The following is a 19,171-nucleotide window of genomic DNA, read 5'->3' as shown; positions in this document are numbered from 1 at the left end:
TAAGCGCAGATCAAGGCCTGCGCGAGCTTGCGAAGTTTAACGACGAAAAAATTTTCTTCATCTTGGTACTTTTAATTGAGGCAAAATTCGGTAAAGCGGGCAGCTGCAAGGTCTAAATTTAAAAGGCTTAATAGCCCGCATTTGCGATCGCTTCGGCTTGAGAGTGCGCGATGAGCGGATCGATGATCTCGTCGAACAAGCCGCCCGCCATGATCGCGTCTAGGCGGTAGAGAGTTAAATTTATGCGGTGGTCACTGATGCGGTTTTGCGGATAGTTGTAGGTACGAATTCGCCCCGAGCGGTCGCCGGTGCCCACCTGATCCTTGCGATCTTTGCGCTCCTTTTCGAGCCGCTCCTGCTCCTGCATATCGTAAAGGCGCGCCTTTAGCACCTTCATCGCCGCCTCTTTGTTTTTGTGCTGATCCTTGCCGTCTTGGTTGGTGACGACTAAGCCGGTCGGGATGTGAGTGATGCGAACGGCGCTATCGGTGGTATTTACGGACTGCCCGCCGTGGCCGGAGCTGCGCATAACGTCGATGCGAAGATCGTTCGGATTGATCTGTATCTCGCTATCCTCGATCTCCGGCATCACGGCGACGGTAATTGCGGAGGTATGTACCCTGCCCTGGCTCTCCGTTTCTGGGACGCGCTGCACGCGGTGGGTACCGCCTTCAAATTTCAGCCGCGAATACGCTCCCGCGCCCTTTACGAGCAAGATAGCTTCTTTGTAGCCGCCGACGCTGCCTTCGCTAGTGCTTACGATCTCGCATTTATAGCCGCGAAGGTCGGCGTAGCGTAGATACGCGCCGAGTAGGTCGCCCGCAAACAGCGCCGCTTCATCGCCGCCCGTACCGGCGCGAATCTCAAGAAAGATATTTTTATCGTCGTTTGGGTCTTTCGGAAGCAGTAAAATTTTGATTTTTTCTTCGAGCTGCGGCTTTTGCATCTCTAAGCTTTTAAGCTCCTCTTTGGCCAGCTCGCCGAGATCGGCATCGCTCAGCAGGGCTTTGTTTTCTTCGATCTGATTTAAAATTTTAAGATACTCGCTAGCCGCCTCTTTGATCGGCTCGATATTGCGCTGCTCCTTAGATAACGCAGTCATATTGGCGATATCTGCGGTAACTGCGGGATCGCTAAGCATGCGCGAAAGCTCGTCATAGCGATCCAAAAAGGGCTTTAGTTTATCGGCTAGCATTTAAATTTTATGCGTAAGGAGCGCTTACGCGGCGGTTTTTAAAGAATTTACGAGTTTGGCTAGGCGGCTTACTTTTCTGCTCGCGGTCTGTTTTTTCAAAAAGCCCCTGCTTACGAAGCTGTGAAAGCTTTCATTAGCCGTTTTTAGAGCCTGAGTCGCTGCGTCTAGATCCTTGCTCTCGACCGCCTCTCTTACGGCTTTTGTGATATTTTTTACTCTGGTGCGATAAAATCTATTTCGCTCCGTTCTTTTTATGGTTTGTCTCGCGCGTTTTTCGGCGGATTTGTGATTTGCCATAACGTTCCTTTTCGGTTAAATTTGAACCTGCGATTATACGTAAAAAATATTTAATCGACGCTTAATTTAAGTAAAATTTAAATATAGTTTAAATTTATGTAGATTAAACTTTTTTTGGTAGAATTTCCCGATTTTTATATAAGGATTTGATAATGAAACTTTTCGGAACGGACGGCGTACGCGGTAAAGCGGGAGAATTTTTGACCGCTGAGCTTGCGATGCGCGTAGCAATGGCGGCGGGGATTTACTTTAGGAAAAATTCCGTTACGAATATGATCTTAGTCGGCAAAGACACCCGCAGAAGCGGTTATATGATAGAAACCGCGATCGTAGCGGGCCTTACTTCCGTGGGCTACAACGTCCGCCAGATCGGACCGATGCCTACTCCTGCGATTGCCTTTCTTACGGAGGATATGCGCTGTGACGCGGGCATCATGATAAGCGCGAGCCACAATCCGTACTACGACAACGGCATTAAATTTTTCAACAGCGAAGGCTTCAAGCTCGACGAAAAAGAGGAAGCACAGATCGAAAAAATTTATTTTAACGACGAGCTCATTGCCGAAGCGCGCACCAAAATGATGCAGATCGGCGCCGCAAAGCGCGTAGACGACGTCATCGGCAGATATATCGTACATATTAAAAATTCCTTCCCGAAGCAAAAGACGCTGCACGGGCTTCGCGTCGTGCTTGATTGCGCAAACGGAGCAAGCTACAGGGTCGCACCTACGGTATTTAACGAGCTGGGAGCCGAAACTATCGTCATCGGTGACGAACCTAACGGAAAAAACATCAACGATGCTTGCGGCGCTCTGAGCCCGCAAGGTCTAGCCGGGGAGGTAAGACGCCTACGCGCCGACGTGGGCTTCGCCTTTGACGGCGATGCCGACAGACTCGTAGTCGTGGATGAAAACGGCGAGATCATCCACGGCGACGCGCTACTTGGAATTTTAGCAGTCTATTTGAAAGGAAAAAATCGCTTAGCAGGCAATAAAATGGTAGCCACAGTGATGAGTAATTCTGCGCTGGAGGATTTTTTAGCTAAACACGACATCGCGCTTCATCGCTGCAATGTAGGCGATAAATTCGTACTTGAGACGATGCACGAGCTAGGCGCAAATTTTGGCGGCGAGCAGAGCGGGCACGTGATCTTCGGCGATTACGCCAAAACGGGCGACGGCATCGCAAGCGCGCTGCAATTCGCCGCCTGCATGCTGGATAGGAAAAAGAAGGCAAGCGAATTTTCGGGGATGATTAAGCCTTATCCGCAAATTTTAAAGAATTTAAAAATTTCGGATAAAAAGCCGCTTGAAAAATTAAAAGGGCTAAAGGAGCTTGAAGCAAGCCTTAAAGCGGACAAGATCCGCTCGCTCTTTCGCTACTCCGGCACCGAAAACGTTATCCGCCTCTTAATCGAGGGCAAAAACGAAAAGCTGCTGCAAAAGCGAATGGACGAGGTCGAGAAATTTTTTGCCAAAGCCCTAAATGAGTAGCGTTGCGGTGAAATTTTACGGCGCGACAAGCTCATGGCTCGGTACAAAAGGCGCGGACAAAAAATGCAGGCTTTACATATTTAAATTTAGGCTGCGAGATGGCTAAGACCTGTATTAAATTTATCCTGCTTTTTGCGGTGATCTTTGCGATCGATCAAGCGATCAAACTTCTGTTTTTAAACGGCTTTTCGTGGCAGGGCGAGTTTTTTTCGCTAGAGCTTACGCTTAACCGCGGCGTTGCGTTTTCGATGTTTGAATTCTTGGGCGAAAATTTAAAATTTATCCAGATCGCGCTGATCTCGGCGCTTGCGGCGTATGTATTTTGTCATAAAAAGCTCTTTTACAAACACTGGGCGCCGTTTGCGCTGATGCTCGCGGGAGGGTGTTCAAACCTGCTCGATCGCTTTATTCGCGGCGGCGTCGTGGATTACGTCGCGTGGCACAAGTGGTTTGAGTTCGCGGTGTTTAATTTTGCAGACGTGATGATAGATCTGGCCGTCGTGATTTTTATCTTCCAAAGCTACAAGATCGCGAAAAAGGAGAAAAATGAAGAGAAATAATTATATCGCTTACGCGCTTTGGTTTTTAGGTGCGTTTTCATGGATCGCAGCTATGCCGATCGGCGGCGGACTGCATAGAATTTATTGCGGCAAATTTATCAGCGGATTTGCTCAAATCGCGCTATTTTGGCTGGGAAGTTTTACACTATGGTTTTTGGTGGGCTTTTTGTTTTGGGCGATTTGGGGAATTTGGATTTTGCTAGACATATTTTTCGTAGGAATTTGGGTAGAAGATTTAAATGCTTTTGCAAGCGAGACGGAGGAGGACGACTACGAGGGGCGTCTAAAAAAAGTCGATGCGCTCTTTGAGCTGTATCAAAAAGGCGCGATTTCTAAAGAGGAATTCGAGGCTCGAAAAGAAATTTTAATGAGAGATTAAGGAGGCTAAAATGAGTTACTATTGGTTTAAATTTGTCCATTTTGCGGGCTTTATTTCATGGATGGCGATGCTGTTTTACATGCCACGTCTGTATGTATATCACGCTGAAAATTTAGACAAGCCGGATTTCGTAAAGGTCGTTAAAAAGATGGAGCGGATGCTCTATCACGCGATCGGCTGGATAGCAATGGCGGTGACGGTTTTTAGCGGCGTGATGCTTATCATTTTAAATCCGGGGCTTATGAAAATGGGATATTTTCATATAAAATTACTAGCCGGAGTTTTGCTAATCTGTTATCATTTGTGGCTGTATTATTATATGTATAAATTTGAAAAAAACGAGTGTCACAGGAGCGGAAAATACTTCCGTGCGATCAACGAAGGCCCTACGATCATAATGTTTATAATACTTTATGCAATGCTAATAATGCCGAATTTACCGAGCAACTAGCCCGTTTTGATAAAAATTTAATTAAAATTTGCATAAAATTAAGGCAAAATTTTTAAAGGAAGCATGTGCAACATATCATTAAGAAAATTTTATCAAGCGAAAGTAGCGCCGGCGTTATATTACTTCTATCCGCGGTTTTTGCGATCATAGCTCAAAATGTGGACTTTTTATCTAAATACTATGAGGCATTTTTACATCTAAGCTTCACCATAGGTATGGGTTCTGCGAAACTTGACGAATCGATGCATTTTTTAGTAAACGACGTGCTTATGGCGATATTTTTCTTTGCCATTGGACTTGAGCTTAAGCGCGAAAAAATCGAAGGGCAGCTGCGCCATTTCTCTCAAATTTTACTTCCTAGCTTCGCGGCTCTGGGCGGAGTAATGATGCCTGCGATCATATTTTCGATCATCAACTGGGGCGATGCCGTCGCGATGAAGGGCTGGGCAATCCCTACGGCGACCGATATCGCCTTTGCCGTGGGCGTTATGGCGCTTTTAGGCAAAAAAATCCCGGCTAGCCTTAAAATTTTTGTTTTAACGCTTGCGATAATGGACGATCTGTGCGCAATTTTAATCATCGCTTTGTTTTATTCCTCTACCATAAACGCAATCTATCTAGGCGGCGCGGCTGCCTGTATCGTAATAATGCTAGCGATGGGCAGATTCGGCGTTGATAAAAAGCTTCCGTTTATCATCGTGGCCGTGGTGCTGTGGGTGATGGTCCTAAACTCCGGTATCCACGCGACTATCGCGGGAGTGCTTGCGGGTTTTTGTATCCCGCTTAAGACCCGCTCGGGTTCTATGCTAAAGGATATGGAGCACGGACTAGCCTACCCCGTAAATTTCTTCATCTTGCCGATCTTTGCCTTTACAAACGCAGGCGTTTCGCTAGCAGGCATCAGTCCTAGCTTCCTTTTCGGTCCGGTGCCGATGGGCATCATGCTAGGGCTATTTTTCGGTAAACAGATCGGAATTTTTGCCTTTAGCTGGATCTTAATCAAAGCCAAAATCGCCTACATGCCCGAAAACGCAGGCTGGCCGCAGCTTTACGCAGTAGCAATCATCTGTGGTATCGGCTTTACGATGGCGCTTTTCGTAGACGGCCTGGCATACGGCGGCAGCGATATGTATCATTACACGGACAAGCTCGCGGTATTTTTAGGCTCGATAATTTCCGGAGTAGTGGGATTTTTCGTCGCAAAAGCAGTCGCGGTAAAACAAAGCTAAATTCCATAAAAAGATTAAAATTTTAAAATTCTACCGCTCAAAAAATTTCAAAATTTTAAGAGCGGCTCTAAATTTTAAAATTTATAAGCTAGAAAATTTAGCTTGAAATTCTGTTTAATCTAAGTACAGCTTAAATCACCAAAATACCCGCATTTTGCATTAAGTTTAGCGCGCATTCGTCGTAGTAGCCGCGCTCATGGTTCGGCGCATCGTAGGTAGCTACCGCATCGCGCGGAACGATGACGTCTTTATCGGCGCCAATTTCGTTGAGATAGGTACGCAGACTAAGCGCAAACTGCATCACGCAGATATCGGTGCAACAGCCCGTAATCACAAAGCGATCAAAGCCCTCTAAAATTTTCTTATCCAGATTGTGAAAGCCGTTCGTACTGCGCTTAAAAGTGACGTTTTGCTCGCTTACAAACGGCGCGAGTTCCTTGATCACCTCCGATTCTGGCGAGCCTTTTAGACAGTGAACGGGATAGCGCTTCATCTCTAAATCCCGCTCGGCGTGAGCGTCGCAGATGAAATGCACGTTTTTCGCCGCCTCTATCTGCCTAATCACCGCAGGAGCGATCTTTGCTATGCTAGGATCGGCCATCGCGCCGAATTTTACGAAGCCGTTTAGCATATCGATCACAAATACCAAAGTTTTCATCAAAACTCCTTATAAATTTCAGGTTTCATATCTTTTAAAAAATCCATTTTAGCGCGAAATTTTAAAATTTCATTTAAATCCGCTCGAGCAATCTTCACGGCCTCTTTTTTGCCTAGGCGCGCGACGATCTCGCCGTAGGGATTTATCAGCATGGAATTTCCGCCGAAACTCTCGCCCTGCCCCGTATCGCCGCAACCGTTTACCGCGCAGATAAAAATTTGATTTTCGATCGCGCGGGCCTTAGCGAGCGTGATAAAATGCTCTATGCGACTTTGCACAAACTGCGCAATCACAAAAACTATCTGTGCGCCGCGAAGCGCTAAGGCGCGAAAAAGTTCACAAAAGCGCAGATCGTAGCAGACCGCGACGCCGATTTTGAGCGCGCGATTTTTAAATTTAATCTCGCAAATTCCTAACCTATCGCCGCCACTTACGATCTCATTTTCGCGAGCGAGCGAGAAGGCGTGGATCTTGTCGTAGCGTAAAATTTCGGCTCCGTTTTGATAAACGAAAGCGGAATTATAAATTTTATCTCGCTCGGAACTTATCGATCCGCCTATTAAAATAGCGCAGCTTTTTCGCGAAATTTCGTTTAAAAATTTTTTTGTATGAGTAGCGTTCGTATCAGCTAGCTCTTTAAATTTAGCCGTATTGAAGCCCGTATTAAAGGCTTCCGGCAGCACCGCTACGTCCGCGCCGCGTTTTAACGCGCGATCGATCAGCCCGCGCGCACGGATAAAATTTTGCTCACAATCTGCAAAATTTTGAGCCATTTTCACGTCCATTTGCAAAATAGCGATTTTCATAAAACCTCCTATTTAGGCGCTAAGCGCATAACATTTGCATGCGTAAGCGCGATAGCTATAGCATCCGTAATATCAAGCGGCTTAATCTCCTTATTAATCCCCAAGATCCGCTTCACCATGAACGCAACCTGCTCCTTCGCCGCCTTTGCTTTGCCCGTGACCGATTTTTTTATCTGAAGCGGCGTGTATTCGGCAAAATTTCCAAAAATTTGTAAAATTTTAAGGGCTAGCGCGCCGCGAAACTGAGCGAGCTTTAAAACAGACTGCGGATTATAGGCATAAAACATCGATTCTATCGCGACCTCATCAATCTTATGAGCGCTAAAAATTTGATCGATTGCCTCGCTCATCTGCGTCATTTGAAATTGCACGTTTTCGGCCTTCATTTTCACAAGTCCTGCCTCTATGAGAGTGATTTTATTCACGTCTTTTTCCAAAATCGCATAGCCTAAATTTCTAGTTCCCGGATCAATTCCTAAAATTTTCATAACCCTCTTTCACGCTTATTCACTGCTTAATCACAAGTGAATAAACTTAAATTTACCGCAAATTTAGCGAAATTTAGCTAAAATCTTAATCTAATTTGTAAGGGAATTTTATGGCGACGTCGCAAGCACAAGAAATTTTATCGAATTTAGAGAAGGAAATTTTACCTACCGAATACTCTAGATACATTAAAAATTTGAAATTTAACGATAAAAACTCGACACCAGGGTTTTTCATCTACAACACAACTAACGAGTTTATAGCCAAATATGCCCAGACAAAATACGGCACTAAGATAAAAGAGCTTATCAAAAAACAGTTCGGTCTTAGCGACGTAATCGTCAAAATCACCTCAAAAGCTAAAATTTCACCGAAAGAAAAGGTAAAAATCATCTCGGAAAAGCCAAAGAGCACGATTCTAAGTGAAAATTATAATTTTGAAAATTTTATCATCGGCGATTCAAATAAATTTGCTTTTGAGTGCTCTATTACAGTCGCAAAAGAGCCCGGAATTCGCTTTAATCCGCTCTTTATCTACGGACCTAGTGGGCTTGGCAAAACTCACCTGCTTCAATCGATCGGAAATTACTGCATCAAAAAGGGAAAGACCGTCATCTGCGTCACTAGCGAGCAATTTGCTAATGATTTTGTTTTTAATCTCAAAAACAACTCAATCGATAAATTTAAACAAAAATACCGCAACTGCGATGTTTTACTCATCGACGACATTCAGTTTTTAATCGGGCGTGACAAAGCTCAAGAAGAGCTTTTTTATACGTTTAACGAGCTGAAAGACAAAAACTGCCAAATCGTCCTTACCAACGACCTACCACCAAAATTCCTAAAAGGCTTTGAAAGTCGCCTCACAACGCGGTTTGAAAGCGGCATAATAGCAAACATTACCCCGCCAAATCTAGAAACTAAAATCGCCATTATCAATAAAAAGAGCGAGGAAAATCGCGTTAGAATTCCACACGACGTCGTAGAATATATCGCCGCAAATATGGGCGATAATATCCGTGAAATCGAAGGCGCAATAAATAAACTAAATGCTTATTCCTCAATACTTCGTACAAAGATCACGCTGGAATTTACCAAAAGTACGCTTCAAGATCAGATCCATCAAAAATATTCAAGCGTGAGCCTCGAACACGTCATAGAGGTGATCTCAAAAGAACTAAACGTAAAACCTAGCGAGCTAAAGAGCAAAACGCGAGCTAAAAACGTCGTCGAAGCGCGCCAAATTTGCATATATCTAACCAAACAGTTAACTCAAAACTCAATGCCTAAAATCGCCGCATTTTTTAATCTAAAAGATCACAGCGCCATCAGCAAAAATATCAAAAAAATCAACGAACTCATTCAAACCGATGAGATGTTAAAGATAAAAATTGAAGAGCTAAAAAACAAAATAACCAAAAAGGATAAGAATGAAATTTAGACTTTATGAAAATAAAGCAAAAAAGGTGAATGAAAGTGAATAAAACAAAGCTACTTACTCACTGGATAAACTACCTAAAGACAAGCTTTAGGATAAGTTTTTCACAAAAACCTCTTACCAACTACTACAACGATAAAAATTTAAAAGGATAAAAATATGAAAGTGTTAATCACTAAAAAACTTTTAGAAGAGATAGTTTCAAATACTAGCTCCTATCTTGATAAAAAAGATCTAAGCTCGATAACTTCGCATCTTTTAATGAGTGCTAAAGATGGAATTTTTAGTATAAAAGCTACAGACCACGAAATAGGACTTAGCTATAGTCTACAAAATATCTCAATAGAAATGGAAGGAGAAGCCACGGCAAACGGAGGTAAGCTTCTTAGCGTTATTAAAGGCTTAAGCGACGATAACGTGACTTTAGAGACCGTTAACGGAGCGCTATTTGTAAAGCAAAAAAAATCCAAGTACAAGCTTCCGATGTTTGAAACGAGGGATTTTCCGAGCTTTCCTACAATAGATGGTAAAAACAGCTTTGACGTAAATGCTGGAATTTTAGGCAGAAGCCTTAAAAAGATCTATCCGTCGATCGATACGAACAATCCAAAATATGAGCTAAACGGCGCTTTGATCGACGTAAAAGAGGGCTTTTTAAATTTAGTCGGGACCGATACTAAACGACTTAGCGTTTATAAGCTGATCACTCAATCAAAAGCGGGCGAGCTAGATACTAAAATTTTAATCCCTAAAAAGGCAATAGGCGAAATTCAAAAGCTATTTTCGGACAAGATTAAAATTTACTACGACGAAAACGTGCTGCTAGCTGTGAGCGAGAATTTTGAGTTTTTTACGAAACTTATAAACGGCAAATTTCCAAACTACGAGCGTGTGATCCCAAACGATACGGCATATAAAATTTTAATTCCGCGCGATAAGATGGTAAGCGGCGTGCGAGCGATAAACGCAATGTGTGAGGAGATGAAGGTTACCATTAAAAAGGACGGAATGGTTTTTGAGAGCATCAACGAAGATAATTCCGAGGCAAAGACCGAAATCGAAGCGCCAATCGATATAAATGGAGAAATAGTTTTTGGCGTTAAAAATCGCTTTCTGCTTGATTTTTTAAGTAATATTGAGAGTGAAATTTTTGAGCTTGATTTTAACAGCTCCGATACGGCGTTTGTGCTTAGCGCGGATGGCTTAAAAACGGTCGTCATGCCGATAAATAATATTTAAAGGAAAATTATGAAGCAAAATTACGGCGCTAGTAATATTAAAGTTTTAAAAGGTCTTGAGGCTGTTAGAAAGCGCCCCGGAATGTATATTGGAGATACCAATATCGGCGGACTTCACCATATGATTTACGAGGTAGTGGATAACTCGATCGACGAGGCGATGGCAGGTTACTGCGACACAATCGATGTTGAGATCACTAGCGAAGGAAGCTGTATCGTTAGCGATAATGGTCGTGGGATTCCCGTCGATATACATCCGACTGAAAAAATTCCTGCCGCGACGGTGGTTCTTACGGTGCTTCACGCAGGCGGTAAATTTGACAAAGACACTTACAAAGTTTCCGGCGGTCTGCACGGCGTCGGCGTTAGCGTCGTAAATGCGCTCTCAAAAAAGCTCGTTGCTACGATCAAACGGGATGGAAATATTTATAGACAAGAATTTGCCAAAGGAATTCCTACTACCGAGCTTGAAAAGATAAAAACTACTAATCGCACGGGTACTACGATCGAGTTTTGGCCCGACGGCGAAATTTTTGAAATTTTAGAATTTGACGATGAAATTTTATCAAAAAGATTTCGCGAGCTAGCGTATCTAAATCCAAAAATTACGATAAATTTTAAAGATAATCGAACGGGCAGGGACGAGCACTTTCACTTCGAAGGCGGCTTAGAGAGCTTCGTAAATGATATGAATAAAGCGCCTGCCATATCCAAAGCCGTATCGTTTAGCGACGGTGCGGAAGATGTTATGGTGGATTTCGCGCTGATGTATAACGAAACATATAGCGAAAATTTACTGAGCTTCGTAAATAATATCAAAACTCCGGACGGCGGTACTCACGAGGCTGGTTTTAGAGCGGGTCTTACGCGCGCGATAACAAATTACGTCGCGGCAAATGCGGCTGCGCGCGAAAAGGACACGAAGATCACCGGCGATGACGTTCGCGAAGGGCTTATTGCGGTAATTAGTGTAAAGGTTCCCGAACCGCAGTTTGAGGGACAAACTAAAGGTAAGCTGGGCTCCAGCTACGTTAAGCCGATCGTGCAAAAGATGGCGTTTGAAGTGCTTAGTAAGTATTTTGAAGAAAATCCGATTGAAGCGCGCGCCATTATGAATAAGGCTCTTTTAGCCGCGCGCGGTCGCGAAGCGGCGAAGAAGGCGCGCGATCTAACGCGCAGAAAAGACAATATAAATTCCGTCGGCACCCTTCCGGGAAAGTTAGCAGATTGCCAGAGTAAGGATGCAAGCATTAGCGAAATTTATCTAGTCGAGGGCGATAGCGCGGGCGGTTCGGCGAAGCAGGGAAGAGACCGCGTGTTTCAAGCGATATTGCCGCTTAGAGGTAAAATTTTAAACGTAGAAAAGGCGCGCCTGGATAGAATTTTACAATCCGAAGAGATTAAAAATATGATCACGGCCTTTGGTTGCGGTATCGGCGAGGAATTTAACGAAGAAAAGCTCCGCTATCACAAAATTATCATTATGACCGATGCGGACGTCGACGGCAGCCACATTCAGACGCTGCTTCTAACCTTTTTCTTTAGATTTTTACGTCCTATCGTGGAAAACGGCTATGTTTATCTGGCACAGCCGCCGCTTTTTAGATATAAAAAGGGCAAAAAAGAAATTTATCTAAAAGACGAAAAGGCGCTGAGCGAGTTTTTGATCGAAACGGGCATCGATATGGGCGAGTTTGAAGGTATCGGCAACGAGGATCTGATCGATTACTTAAAAATCGTCTCAAACTACCGTTCGCTTCTAAATGAGCTTAAAAAGCGTTTCAGCGTGCTTAGTGCGATCAGATTTTTGATAGAAAACGACGAAGCGCGAAGCCTTGGCTATGAGGAGCTATTTAAAATTTTAAAATCCCGCTTAGAAAGTGAAGGATTTAACATCTTAAATTCCTACGTAAATGATGAAGGCATTAGAATTTATGTCCAAACTCCGAGCGGCTTGGAACAGCTTGTGATAGATGAGAATTTATTCGGCAATTATATCTTTGAAGAGGCGATCAGAATTTATTCAAAGATCAAAGAGCGGGATGTAAGTTTTGGTAAGGATTTTATTGAAATTTTAGATGAAATCGAAAAAAGCTCGAAAAAAGGCGCTTATATTCAGCGCTATAAAGGTCTTGGAGAGATGAATCCGGAGCAGCTTTGGGAAACTACTATGAGCCCTGAAAATAGAAGGCTTTTAAAAATCAGCATTGCAGACGCACAAAGTGCTAGCGATACCTTTAATCTCTTCATGGGCGACGAGGTTGAACCTCGTAGGAATTACATTCAAGACCATGCCAAAGATGTTAAACACTTGGATATATAATGTCTGTTCTATTTAGTGAGACCAAAGAGCGCGAAAATCGTTTCATAACGGCACTTAAAATTTCGGTACCGTTTACCTGCGTTTTGATTGTTTTCGGAATTATTTTATTCCGAAACGGCGAGTTTAAATTTGATGATGTAATTTTGTTTTTGATACTTTTGATCTGCTATGTTTATTATGTCATCTATCAAATTTACTTCGGCTTTCAAAAGACACTGATCGATCCCGTTACGCATGTGTTTGTGCGCGAGGAGATCGAGAAAATTTTAAGTAACGATCTAGCTAAAAATCGTCAAATAAATATCGTTCTTTTGCGAATTAAAAATATTATCGACATAAACGATCGATACGGTTACAAAAACGGCGATGAAATTTTATACGAGTATTGTAAAGAACTTTCAAATTTTATGGCGGAGCAGGGTTTTAAGGACCTTCCGATCGGGCGCTTTATAAACGGCTACTTTGTATTCGGCGTAGAATCAAAAGCTACAAATTTAAGTCATATTTTGCGAATGTTTGAGCATAAAATTTCAAGTCAAACGATTAAAAACGTAGAGATAAAAAGTGAATTTACGATGCTTCCAAGCTCCTATGATCGCAATCTAAATAATATTGTAAATGCGCTATTTTATAAGATAAATCACCTGGACGACGAAGAGCATGGCGAGAAGGCTATTGATGTAGAGAAAGTATTAATTGACGTATTTTCCGCCGACGTAATGGAAGCGATCGATAGTGAAAATTTTAGCTTTAAATATCAGCGCGTCGCAGATAAAAACGGTGTAAAATCACATATAAATTTAATTCCAAAACTCGATCTGAGAAGCGGCGAAAAGATCACGAAAAGTAGAATTTTAGATATTTTGCTTCTAAATCATTACGATATTAAATACGATATTTCGATGATGAGGCAGATTTCTAGGATCATCTATTTTAAAGATATTGACGCTAAAATTTTTATCGAGATTATGCCTCAGACGCTGCGAAATAACGAGTTTCGCAATGAAATTTTAAAGCTCATCGATAATAATCTAATCGATCCGAAAAAGATCGTGTTTGAGTTTAACGAAAAGCTTATCTATTCGGAGATTAAGCGCTTTGATGAAATTTTAATTAAATTCCGCGAACTTGGATTTAGCTTCGCGCTGTCGCAGTTCGGCGGCTCGAACGCGAGCTTTGAATATTTAAAATTTTTGGAAGTGGATTTTATCGTTTACGACATAGAATTTAATAAAAATTTAGACGATGAAAAGATTAAAAATATCTTTATAGGCATTAACGAAGCTTGCGCGAAATCGGGCGTCAAAACCGTAATGCGCTTCATCGACAAAGAGGAATTTCAAATGCAGCTTTATAAAATGGGCATCGATTATATTCAGGGATTTTGCGTCGAAAAGCCGAACGATATATCGAATTTAAGGAGATCATAGTGAGATACGGCGAAGAGGAGATAAAAAATTTTAACATCGAAAATTTAGAAGTTTGGCCCAATAAACAAAAGCACGACTATCTAATAAAAATCACCCTGCCCGAGTTTTGCTGCCGCTGCCCGCGCTCTGGCTATCCGGACTTTGCGACGATCTATTTGGAATATATCCCGGACAAGCTCGTAGTGGAGCTTAAGGCGATTAAAATTTACATAAATTCCTTCATGAATCGCTACATCAGCCACGAGGATAGCATAAATGAAATTTACGGCGCGCTTCAAAGCAAGCTGAAGCCTAAATTTATGAAAATCACGGGCGATTTTAATCCGCGCGGCAACGTCCACACGGTAATCGAAATAAACTCGGATCAAATTTACCGATGATAAGCTCAAATTTAGTCGAACAAATTTTTAAATCCGCAAGCATTAGCCGCTGGAACGATTACCCAAAGATGGTGAGCTTAGTCGAGCTCGACAAGCAGGCGCATAAATTTATCATCGCTTATTTTATCGCTAGCTTTGAGCGCGATGTAGATATCAACTATGTGATAGAAGCCGGGATTTTCGAGTTTTTAGCGCGCATCGTCGTGACCGACATCCGTCCGGACGTCTTTCATCAGATCCAAAAAACCAAGAAAAAAAAGATCAACGAATGGGTTTTAAGCGTCCTGGAAAGCGATCTTTTGCCTATTCAAAACGGCGAGTTTTTAGAGCGATTTAAAAAATATCTAAATTCCAAGGATCATAAGAAAGAAGCGGTGATCTTAAAGGCGGCTAGTTACCTCTCTACGCGGTGGGAATTTAACATCGTCTATCAAACTAGCCAGTTTTTAAACGATATCGAGGAGCTAAAAGCCAAGGTTGAGGAGGAGCTTGAGGATTATTACGAGCTTATCGGCGTGCGAAAGATTGTGATGAATAAAAAACTCGCTCGCATAGTCGATCTTAGCGGCAGACTTCGTTTTCAAAAGCGCTGGGCACAGACGCCGCGCATCCCTGAGACATCGGTGCTTGGGCACATGCTGGTAGTTGCGATTTTAAGTTACTTTTTCTCGCTTGAAGTTGGTGCGTGCCGCTCGCGCACGGCATATAATTTTTTCTGTGCTCTATTTCACGATTTGCCCGAAAGCCTCACTCGCGACATCATTAGCCCCGTAAAATACGGCGTTAAGGGCCTTAGCGACATCATTAGCGAATATGAGATGCGGCTAATAGACGATAAAATTTTACCATTCGTGCCGGAACATATGAGAGATGATTTTAGCTATATTTTGGGTATCCGCAAAGAGAGCGGTAAATTTATAAAAGACGAGTTCGAAAACCGCACCTTCGAGCTAGGCAAGGAGCCTAAATTTGCAGAAGGCAGCCTAAAGATGTTTAATGAAGACAAATTTCGCGCAATCGACGGCAAGGCGCTTAAGTATTGCGACAAACTAGCGGCGTTTTTTGAGGCGGGGATTTCGATCAGTTACGGCGTGAAAAGCAAGGAGCTGCTTAGCGGGTATAATTCGATGTTAGAGTTTTTCAAAGCCAAGCCGAAAATTGAAGGCGTCGATTTTTATAGTGTTTGCGATGATTTCAAAGAGCATTTCGGACTTAATAGGATCGATTTATAAAACCCCTTCCCAGATGGCTGCGGCACATGCGAGATCTAAGTGCTCTGCTGTATTCCTACCCTGAAGCGGTGCCTAAAAAAAGCATTGCACAGGTCTAAGAAAGGGCAAACGGGATTATATGGAAATGTTTCTTAAAGTAAGGTTATAAATGAATTTCAAAAATCATCTTCTATCCGTATTCCGCGAGGTCTTTATTCCTCATCATCGCTCTATCGAGTTTAGAGCCAAAATTTTTGCCGCGATGCTGCTTGCCAAAAAGAAGCAGACCGACGAGGATTACGACGTGATCAAAGATATAGCGGGCGAAATTTATCCGGGCGACGAGCAGCGCATCGGCGTGCTTGTTTCCATCGTAAAAGAGTATATCTTAAAGGCAAAGACCTATAAAGGCCTAAATTTAGATTCACTTTTAAAAGAGATCGACAGAGATATCAAAAATAACAAAAAATATATCAAAAAGATCGATTTTTCGCATCTACGCCGTCTGATCGGCGACGATGACGAGGATGCGCTGATACAACAGCGCGTTTATGAGTTTTTTGTCTGCGAAGTCAAAGAGTACTCGTAAATTTTTATCTTAAGAATTTTTTTAGTATAATCATCAGTTTTTGAAATTATAAACGGAGAAAAATTTGGAAAATATCAGAAATATAGCAGTTATCGCGCACGTCGATCACGGCAAGACCACTATCGTAGATGAGCTTTTAAAACAGTCCGGCACCTTCGGCAACCGCCAAGAGGTCGGCGAGCGCGTGATGGACAGCAATGATATCGAGCGCGAGCGCGGTATTACGATCCTATCCAAAAATACCGCCATCCACTACGGCGGCGTTAAAATCAACATCATCGACACTCCGGGCCACGCCGATTTCGGCGGCGAGGTCGAGCGCGTGCTAAAGATGGTCGACGGCGTGCTTTTGCTTGTCGACGCGCAAGAAGGCGTCATGCCGCAGACAAAATTTGTCGTGAAAAAGGCGCTATCTTTGGGACTGCGACCGATCGTAGTCGTAAATAAAATCGATAAGCCCGCAGCCGATCCGGACCGCGTGGTAAATGAAATTTTCGATCTTTTCGTAGCGCTTGACGCAAACGACGAACAGCTTGAGTTCCCCGTCATCTACGCCGCGGCCAAAAACGGCTACGCAAAATACGATCTAAACGACGAAAGCACCGATATGAAGCCGCTTTTTGAGACGATCATCTCTCATGTTCCGACCCCTAGCGGCAGCGACGATAATCCTTTGCAGCTGCAGGTTTTCACGCTCGATTACGACAACTACGTAGGCAAGATCGGCATCGCTAGGATTTTCAACGGCACGATAAACAAAAACCAAAGCGTTATGTTAGCTAAAGCCGACGGCACGCACATCAACGGTAGAATTTCAAAGCTCATCGGCTTTAGCGGGCTTGAGCGCACCGACATCGACGCGGCGGGCACCGGCGACATCGTGGCGATTGCGGGCTTTGACGCGCTTGACGTAGGCGATAGTATCGTCGATCCCAATAATCCGATTCCGCTTGATGCGCTGCATATCGAAGAGCCGACCCTTAGCGTAATTTTTAGCGTAAATGACGGACCGCTAGCCGGCACGGAGGGAAAATTCGTAACCTCAAATAAGATCGACGAGCGCTTGGAAGCGGAGATGAAAACCAACATCGCGATGCGCTATGAAAACGCGGGCGAGGGTAAATTTAAAGTAAGCGGTCGCGGCGAGCTGCAGATCACGATTTTGGCTGAAAATATGCGCCGCGAGGGTTTTGAGTTCTGCCTCGGGCGCCCGGAAGTCATCATCAAAGAGATCGACGGCATCAAATGTGAGCCCTTCGAGCACTTAGTTATCGACGCGCCCGATGATTGCACCGGCACCGTCATCGAAAAGCTCGGTCGTAAAAAGGCCGAGATGAAGGTGATGAACCCTACCGGCGACGGGCAGACGCGTATGGAGTTTGAGATCCCGGCGCGCGGTCTTATCGGCTTTCGTTCGCAGTTTTTGACCGATACTCGCGGCGAAGGGGTTATGAATCATAGCTTTTTGGAATTCCGCCCTTTCATCGGCGCGGTCGAGAAGCGACAAAACGGCGCGCTCGTAAGTATGGAAAACGGAGTGGCGCTAGGATACAGCCTGTGGAACCTGCAAGATCGCGGCGTGCTTTTTATCGCTCCGCAGGCAAAGGTCTATCTAGGTATGATCATCGGCGAGCACAGCCGCCCGAACGATCTGGACGTCAATCCGATCAAGGGTAAAAATTTAACCAACGTCCGCGCCAGCGGTAGCGACGACGCGATCAAGCTCGTGCCGCCGCGTGCGTTAAATTTAGAGCGCGCACTGGAGTGGATCGAGGAGGACGAGCTCGTGGAGGTTACGCCCGTAAATATCCGCGTGCGCAAGCGATACCTGGACCCTACGACGCGCAGACGAATGGCGAAAAAATAGAATTTCAAAATGAAATTTTAAAATTCGGCGTGAAATTTAGCTTTTAAATTTCACGCCTTTTTTATAGGCAAATTTTAAAATTTACGCTGCTAAAATTTTGCTAGGAGAGGCAATGAATCTTGTTTTATTCGACTTTGACGGCACGATCACGCGCGATGATTCGCTGCTCGAGTTCGTCGCCTACGTAGTCGGATTTAAGAAATTTTTTCGCGGGATTTTGGTGCTATCGCCCATTTTGGCGGCGTATAAGCTAGGTCTTGCGAGCAATAATTTTACGCGCAGAAAGCTCTTGGGCTACTTTTTTTCGGGTATGAGCGCCGATAAATTCGATAAAATTTGCAAAAAATACTCCACCACCCACATCGAAGATATCCTAAAACAAAGCGCGATGGACAAGATCGCAAGCTATAAAGCCGCGGGCGATAAAATCGTCATCGTTACCGCCTCGCTCGAAGACTGGCTGCGCCCGTGGTGCGAGGCACAGGGCTTGGAGCTTTTAGGCACTAAAATACGGCGCAAAGGCGGCATCATCACGGGCGAGATCGAGGGGCAGAACTGCTACGGTGCGCAAAAGGTCGCTCGCGTGCGCGCAGCATACGACGTGCAGGCTTTCGATCGCGTTATCGCTTACGGCGACAGCAGGGGCGATCGCGAGATGTTAGAATTCGCCGACGAGGCGCACTACAAGGCGTTTGAGTAAATTTCTGCGACCATAAAGCTTAAACGATAGTATCTGCGACGACTGCGCTTTTGCCGTGAGTCAGAATTTAGCTCACGCGGAATTTTATCCTTTTAAATTTATCGCGCTTATCTGGGGGATTCTATTACAGCACGGATTTTGAAATTCGCAGTGTGAGTAGAATTCTAAAATTCCGTCGTGTATAAAATTCTGTTCGTAGCGTAGAATTTTGCTTTGAATGGAATAGATATTCTAAAACCGAGCGAGTGTGAGATAAAATTTTAAATTTTAGAATTTACGGAATTTCTCGGTTACTAAAATTTCAAAATTTGCAGATCGTAGAATTCCACTCGCCGCGTGTGAAGCGGAATTTTAAAATTTAAAAATCCCGCGCCTTAGAATTCTAAGCTCTAAAGCATGTTGTAAATTCCGTCTAAAAGGAAGTATTTTTTATCCGCCGTA

At 43.8% G+C, this 19,171-nt stretch carries 19 protein-coding genes and 1 other RNA gene; 14 read left to right on the top strand and 6 right to left on the bottom strand.

Annotation, left to right across the window (positions count from 1 at the left end):
* Positions 1 to 127: 127 nt before the first annotated feature.
* Both prfA and rpsT read right to left on the bottom strand, forming a co-directional pair.
* Positions 128 to 1,195 (bottom strand): peptide chain release factor 1, encoded by a 1,068-nt coding sequence (gene prfA, locus Q0236_RS08805; RefSeq protein ID WP_297882595.1) that lies wholly within the window; start codon positions 1,193 to 1,195, stop codon positions 128 to 130.
* 24 nt (positions 1,196 to 1,219) lie between these two features.
* Complete coding sequence (gene rpsT / locus Q0236_RS08800) at positions 1,220 to 1,492, bottom strand: 30S ribosomal protein S20 (protein ID WP_291938896.1); 273 nt, start codon at positions 1,490 to 1,492, stop codon at positions 1,220 to 1,222.
* Between the two features lie 152 nt (positions 1,493 to 1,644).
* Here rpsT and glmM point away from each other — a divergent pair, with 152 nt between their 5' ends.
* From glmM to nhaA, 5 genes are all read left to right on the top strand, one after another.
* Positions 1,645 to 2,985 carry a phosphoglucosamine mutase gene (glmM, locus tag Q0236_RS08795; RefSeq protein ID WP_297916969.1) on the top strand — a complete coding sequence of 447 codons (1,341 nt, stop codon included), beginning with the start codon at positions 1,645 to 1,647 and terminating at the stop codon, positions 2,983 to 2,985.
* 98 nt (positions 2,986 to 3,083) lie between these two features.
* Complete coding sequence (gene lspA / locus Q0236_RS08790) at positions 3,084 to 3,545, top strand: signal peptidase II (RefSeq protein WP_297916967.1); 462 nt, start codon at positions 3,084 to 3,086, stop codon at positions 3,543 to 3,545.
* Positions 3,532 to 3,924 (top strand): SHOCT domain-containing protein, encoded by a 393-nt coding sequence (locus Q0236_RS08785; RefSeq protein ID WP_297916965.1) that lies wholly within the window; start codon positions 3,532 to 3,534, stop codon positions 3,922 to 3,924. Before lspA ends, Q0236_RS08785 begins: the two co-directional genes overlap by 14 nt.
* Before the next feature lie 10 nt (positions 3,925 to 3,934).
* Positions 3,935 to 4,375, top strand: coding sequence for a CopD family protein (locus Q0236_RS08780; RefSeq protein ID WP_177386933.1), 441 nt, complete (start codon positions 3,935 to 3,937; stop codon positions 4,373 to 4,375).
* A 65-nt stretch (positions 4,376 to 4,440) separates the two neighbouring features.
* A complete protein-coding gene (nhaA, locus tag Q0236_RS08775; RefSeq protein ID WP_297916963.1) occupies positions 4,441 to 5,604 on the top strand; it encodes a Na+/H+ antiporter NhaA in 1,164 nt (387 codons plus the stop codon).
* Between the two features lie 130 nt (positions 5,605 to 5,734).
* On the opposite strand, the gene Q0236_RS08770 is transcribed toward nhaA, so the two are convergent.
* From Q0236_RS08770 to ruvC, 3 genes are read right to left on the bottom strand one after another with little or no spacing between them, the layout of a single operon-like run.
* On the bottom strand, positions 5,735 to 6,262 hold the full coding sequence (locus Q0236_RS08770; RefSeq protein WP_297916961.1) for a cysteine hydrolase family protein: 528 nt from the start codon (positions 6,260 to 6,262) through the stop codon (positions 5,735 to 5,737).
* Positions 6,262 to 7,068 carry a nitrilase-related carbon-nitrogen hydrolase gene (locus tag Q0236_RS08765; RefSeq protein ID WP_297916959.1) on the bottom strand — a complete coding sequence of 269 codons (807 nt, stop codon included), beginning with the start codon at positions 7,066 to 7,068 and terminating at the stop codon, positions 6,262 to 6,264. Before Q0236_RS08765 ends, Q0236_RS08770 begins: the two co-directional genes overlap by 1 nt.
* 8 nt (positions 7,069 to 7,076) lie before the next feature.
* A complete protein-coding gene (gene ruvC / locus Q0236_RS08760; RefSeq protein ID WP_297916957.1) occupies positions 7,077 to 7,556 on the bottom strand; it encodes a crossover junction endodeoxyribonuclease RuvC in 480 nt (159 codons plus the stop codon).
* A 110-nt stretch (positions 7,557 to 7,666) separates the two neighbouring features.
* Here ruvC and dnaA point away from each other — a divergent pair, with 110 nt between their 5' ends.
* The 6 genes from dnaA (at position 7,667) to Q0236_RS08730 (ending at position 15,595) form a co-directional block, all read left to right on the top strand.
* Positions 7,667 to 8,995: a chromosomal replication initiator protein DnaA gene (gene dnaA, locus Q0236_RS08755; protein WP_297916955.1), complete on the top strand. Its 1,329-nt coding sequence runs from the start codon at positions 7,667 to 7,669 to the stop codon at positions 8,993 to 8,995.
* Between the two features lie 156 nt (positions 8,996 to 9,151).
* A complete protein-coding gene (gene dnaN / locus Q0236_RS08750) occupies positions 9,152 to 10,231 on the top strand; it encodes a DNA polymerase III subunit beta (protein WP_297916953.1) in 1,080 nt (359 codons plus the stop codon).
* Positions 10,232 to 10,240: 9 nt separating this feature from the next.
* Positions 10,241 to 12,553 carry a DNA topoisomerase (ATP-hydrolyzing) subunit B gene (gene gyrB / locus Q0236_RS08745; RefSeq protein WP_297916951.1) on the top strand — a complete coding sequence of 771 codons (2,313 nt, stop codon included), beginning with the start codon at positions 10,241 to 10,243 and terminating at the stop codon, positions 12,551 to 12,553.
* On the top strand, positions 12,553 to 13,983 hold the full coding sequence (locus Q0236_RS08740; protein WP_297916949.1) for an EAL domain-containing protein: 1,431 nt from the start codon (positions 12,553 to 12,555) through the stop codon (positions 13,981 to 13,983). Before gyrB ends, Q0236_RS08740 begins: the two co-directional genes overlap by 1 nt.
* A complete protein-coding gene (gene queF / locus Q0236_RS08735) occupies positions 13,983 to 14,363 on the top strand; it encodes a preQ(1) synthase (RefSeq protein ID WP_297916947.1) in 381 nt (126 codons plus the stop codon). The genes Q0236_RS08740 and queF overlap by 1 nt, the downstream gene beginning before the upstream one ends.
* Positions 14,360 to 15,595: an HD domain-containing protein gene (locus Q0236_RS08730; protein WP_297916945.1), complete on the top strand. Its 1,236-nt coding sequence runs from the start codon at positions 14,360 to 14,362 to the stop codon at positions 15,593 to 15,595. The genes queF and Q0236_RS08730 overlap by 4 nt, the downstream gene beginning before the upstream one ends.
* A gap of 3 nt (positions 15,596 to 15,598) precedes the next feature.
* Here the strand turns inward: Q0236_RS08730 and ffs are convergent.
* Positions 15,599 to 15,696: signal recognition particle sRNA small type (gene ffs / locus Q0236_RS08725), an RNA gene on the bottom strand.
* Between the two features lie 47 nt (positions 15,697 to 15,743).
* Here ffs and Q0236_RS08720 point away from each other — a divergent pair.
* The 3 genes from Q0236_RS08720 to Q0236_RS08710 all read left to right on the top strand — a co-directional run bounded on the left by Q0236_RS08720 (position 15,744) and on the right by Q0236_RS08710 (position 18,730).
* On the top strand, positions 15,744 to 16,163 hold the full coding sequence (locus Q0236_RS08720) for a hypothetical protein (RefSeq protein ID WP_297896890.1): 420 nt from the start codon (positions 15,744 to 15,746) through the stop codon (positions 16,161 to 16,163).
* Between the two features lie 64 nt (positions 16,164 to 16,227).
* A complete protein-coding gene (gene typA, locus Q0236_RS08715; protein ID WP_297916943.1) occupies positions 16,228 to 18,030 on the top strand; it encodes a translational GTPase TypA in 1,803 nt (600 codons plus the stop codon).
* Positions 18,031 to 18,142: 112 nt separating this feature from the next.
* Positions 18,143 to 18,730 (top strand): HAD-IB family hydrolase, encoded by a 588-nt coding sequence (locus Q0236_RS08710; RefSeq protein WP_297916941.1) that lies wholly within the window; start codon positions 18,143 to 18,145, stop codon positions 18,728 to 18,730.
* The last annotated feature ends 441 nt before the right edge of the window (positions 18,731 to 19,171 follow it).

The organism is uncultured Campylobacter sp. (genome assembly GCF_938031315.1).
Lineage (GTDB): Bacteria > Campylobacterota > Campylobacteria > Campylobacterales > Campylobacteraceae > Campylobacter_B.
This window is presented reverse-complemented; position numbering and strand designations above follow the sequence as displayed.

Bases quoted from the DNA above. Each gene is read 5' to 3' on its own strand.
- prfA (WP_297882595.1), bottom strand. From the start codon at position 1,195: ATGCTAGCCGATAAACTAAAGCCCTTTTTGGATCGCTATGACGAGCTT.
- rpsT (WP_291938896.1), bottom strand. From the start codon at position 1,492: ATGGCAAATCACAAATCCGCCGAAAAACGCGCGAGACAAACCATAAAA.
- glmM (WP_297916969.1), top strand. From the start codon at position 1,645: ATGAAACTTTTCGGAACGGACGGCGTACGCGGTAAAGCGGGAGAATTT.
- lspA (WP_297916967.1), top strand. From the start codon at position 3,084: ATGGCTAAGACCTGTATTAAATTTATCCTGCTTTTTGCGGTGATCTTT.
- Q0236_RS08785 (WP_297916965.1), top strand. From the start codon at position 3,532: ATGAAGAGAAATAATTATATCGCTTACGCGCTTTGGTTTTTAGGTGCG.
- Q0236_RS08780 (WP_177386933.1), top strand. From the start codon at position 3,935: ATGAGTTACTATTGGTTTAAATTTGTCCATTTTGCGGGCTTTATTTCA.
- Q0236_RS08770 (WP_297916961.1), bottom strand. From the start codon at position 6,262: ATGAAAACTTTGGTATTTGTGATCGATATGCTAAACGGCTTCGTAAAA.
- Q0236_RS08765 (WP_297916959.1), bottom strand. From the start codon at position 7,068: ATGAAAATCGCTATTTTGCAAATGGACGTGAAAATGGCTCAAAATTTT.
- ruvC (WP_297916957.1), bottom strand. From the start codon at position 7,556: ATGAAAATTTTAGGAATTGATCCGGGAACTAGAAATTTAGGCTATGCG.
- dnaA (WP_297916955.1), top strand. From the start codon at position 7,667: ATGGCGACGTCGCAAGCACAAGAAATTTTATCGAATTTAGAGAAGGAA.
- dnaN (WP_297916953.1), top strand. From the start codon at position 9,152: ATGAAAGTGTTAATCACTAAAAAACTTTTAGAAGAGATAGTTTCAAAT.
- gyrB (WP_297916951.1), top strand. From the start codon at position 10,241: ATGAAGCAAAATTACGGCGCTAGTAATATTAAAGTTTTAAAAGGTCTT.
- Q0236_RS08740 (WP_297916949.1), top strand. From the start codon at position 12,553: ATGTCTGTTCTATTTAGTGAGACCAAAGAGCGCGAAAATCGTTTCATA.
- Q0236_RS08730 (WP_297916945.1), top strand. From the start codon at position 14,360: ATGATAAGCTCAAATTTAGTCGAACAAATTTTTAAATCCGCAAGCATT.
- Q0236_RS08720 (WP_297896890.1), top strand. From the start codon at position 15,744: ATGAATTTCAAAAATCATCTTCTATCCGTATTCCGCGAGGTCTTTATT.
- Q0236_RS08710 (WP_297916941.1), top strand. From the start codon at position 18,143: ATGAATCTTGTTTTATTCGACTTTGACGGCACGATCACGCGCGATGAT.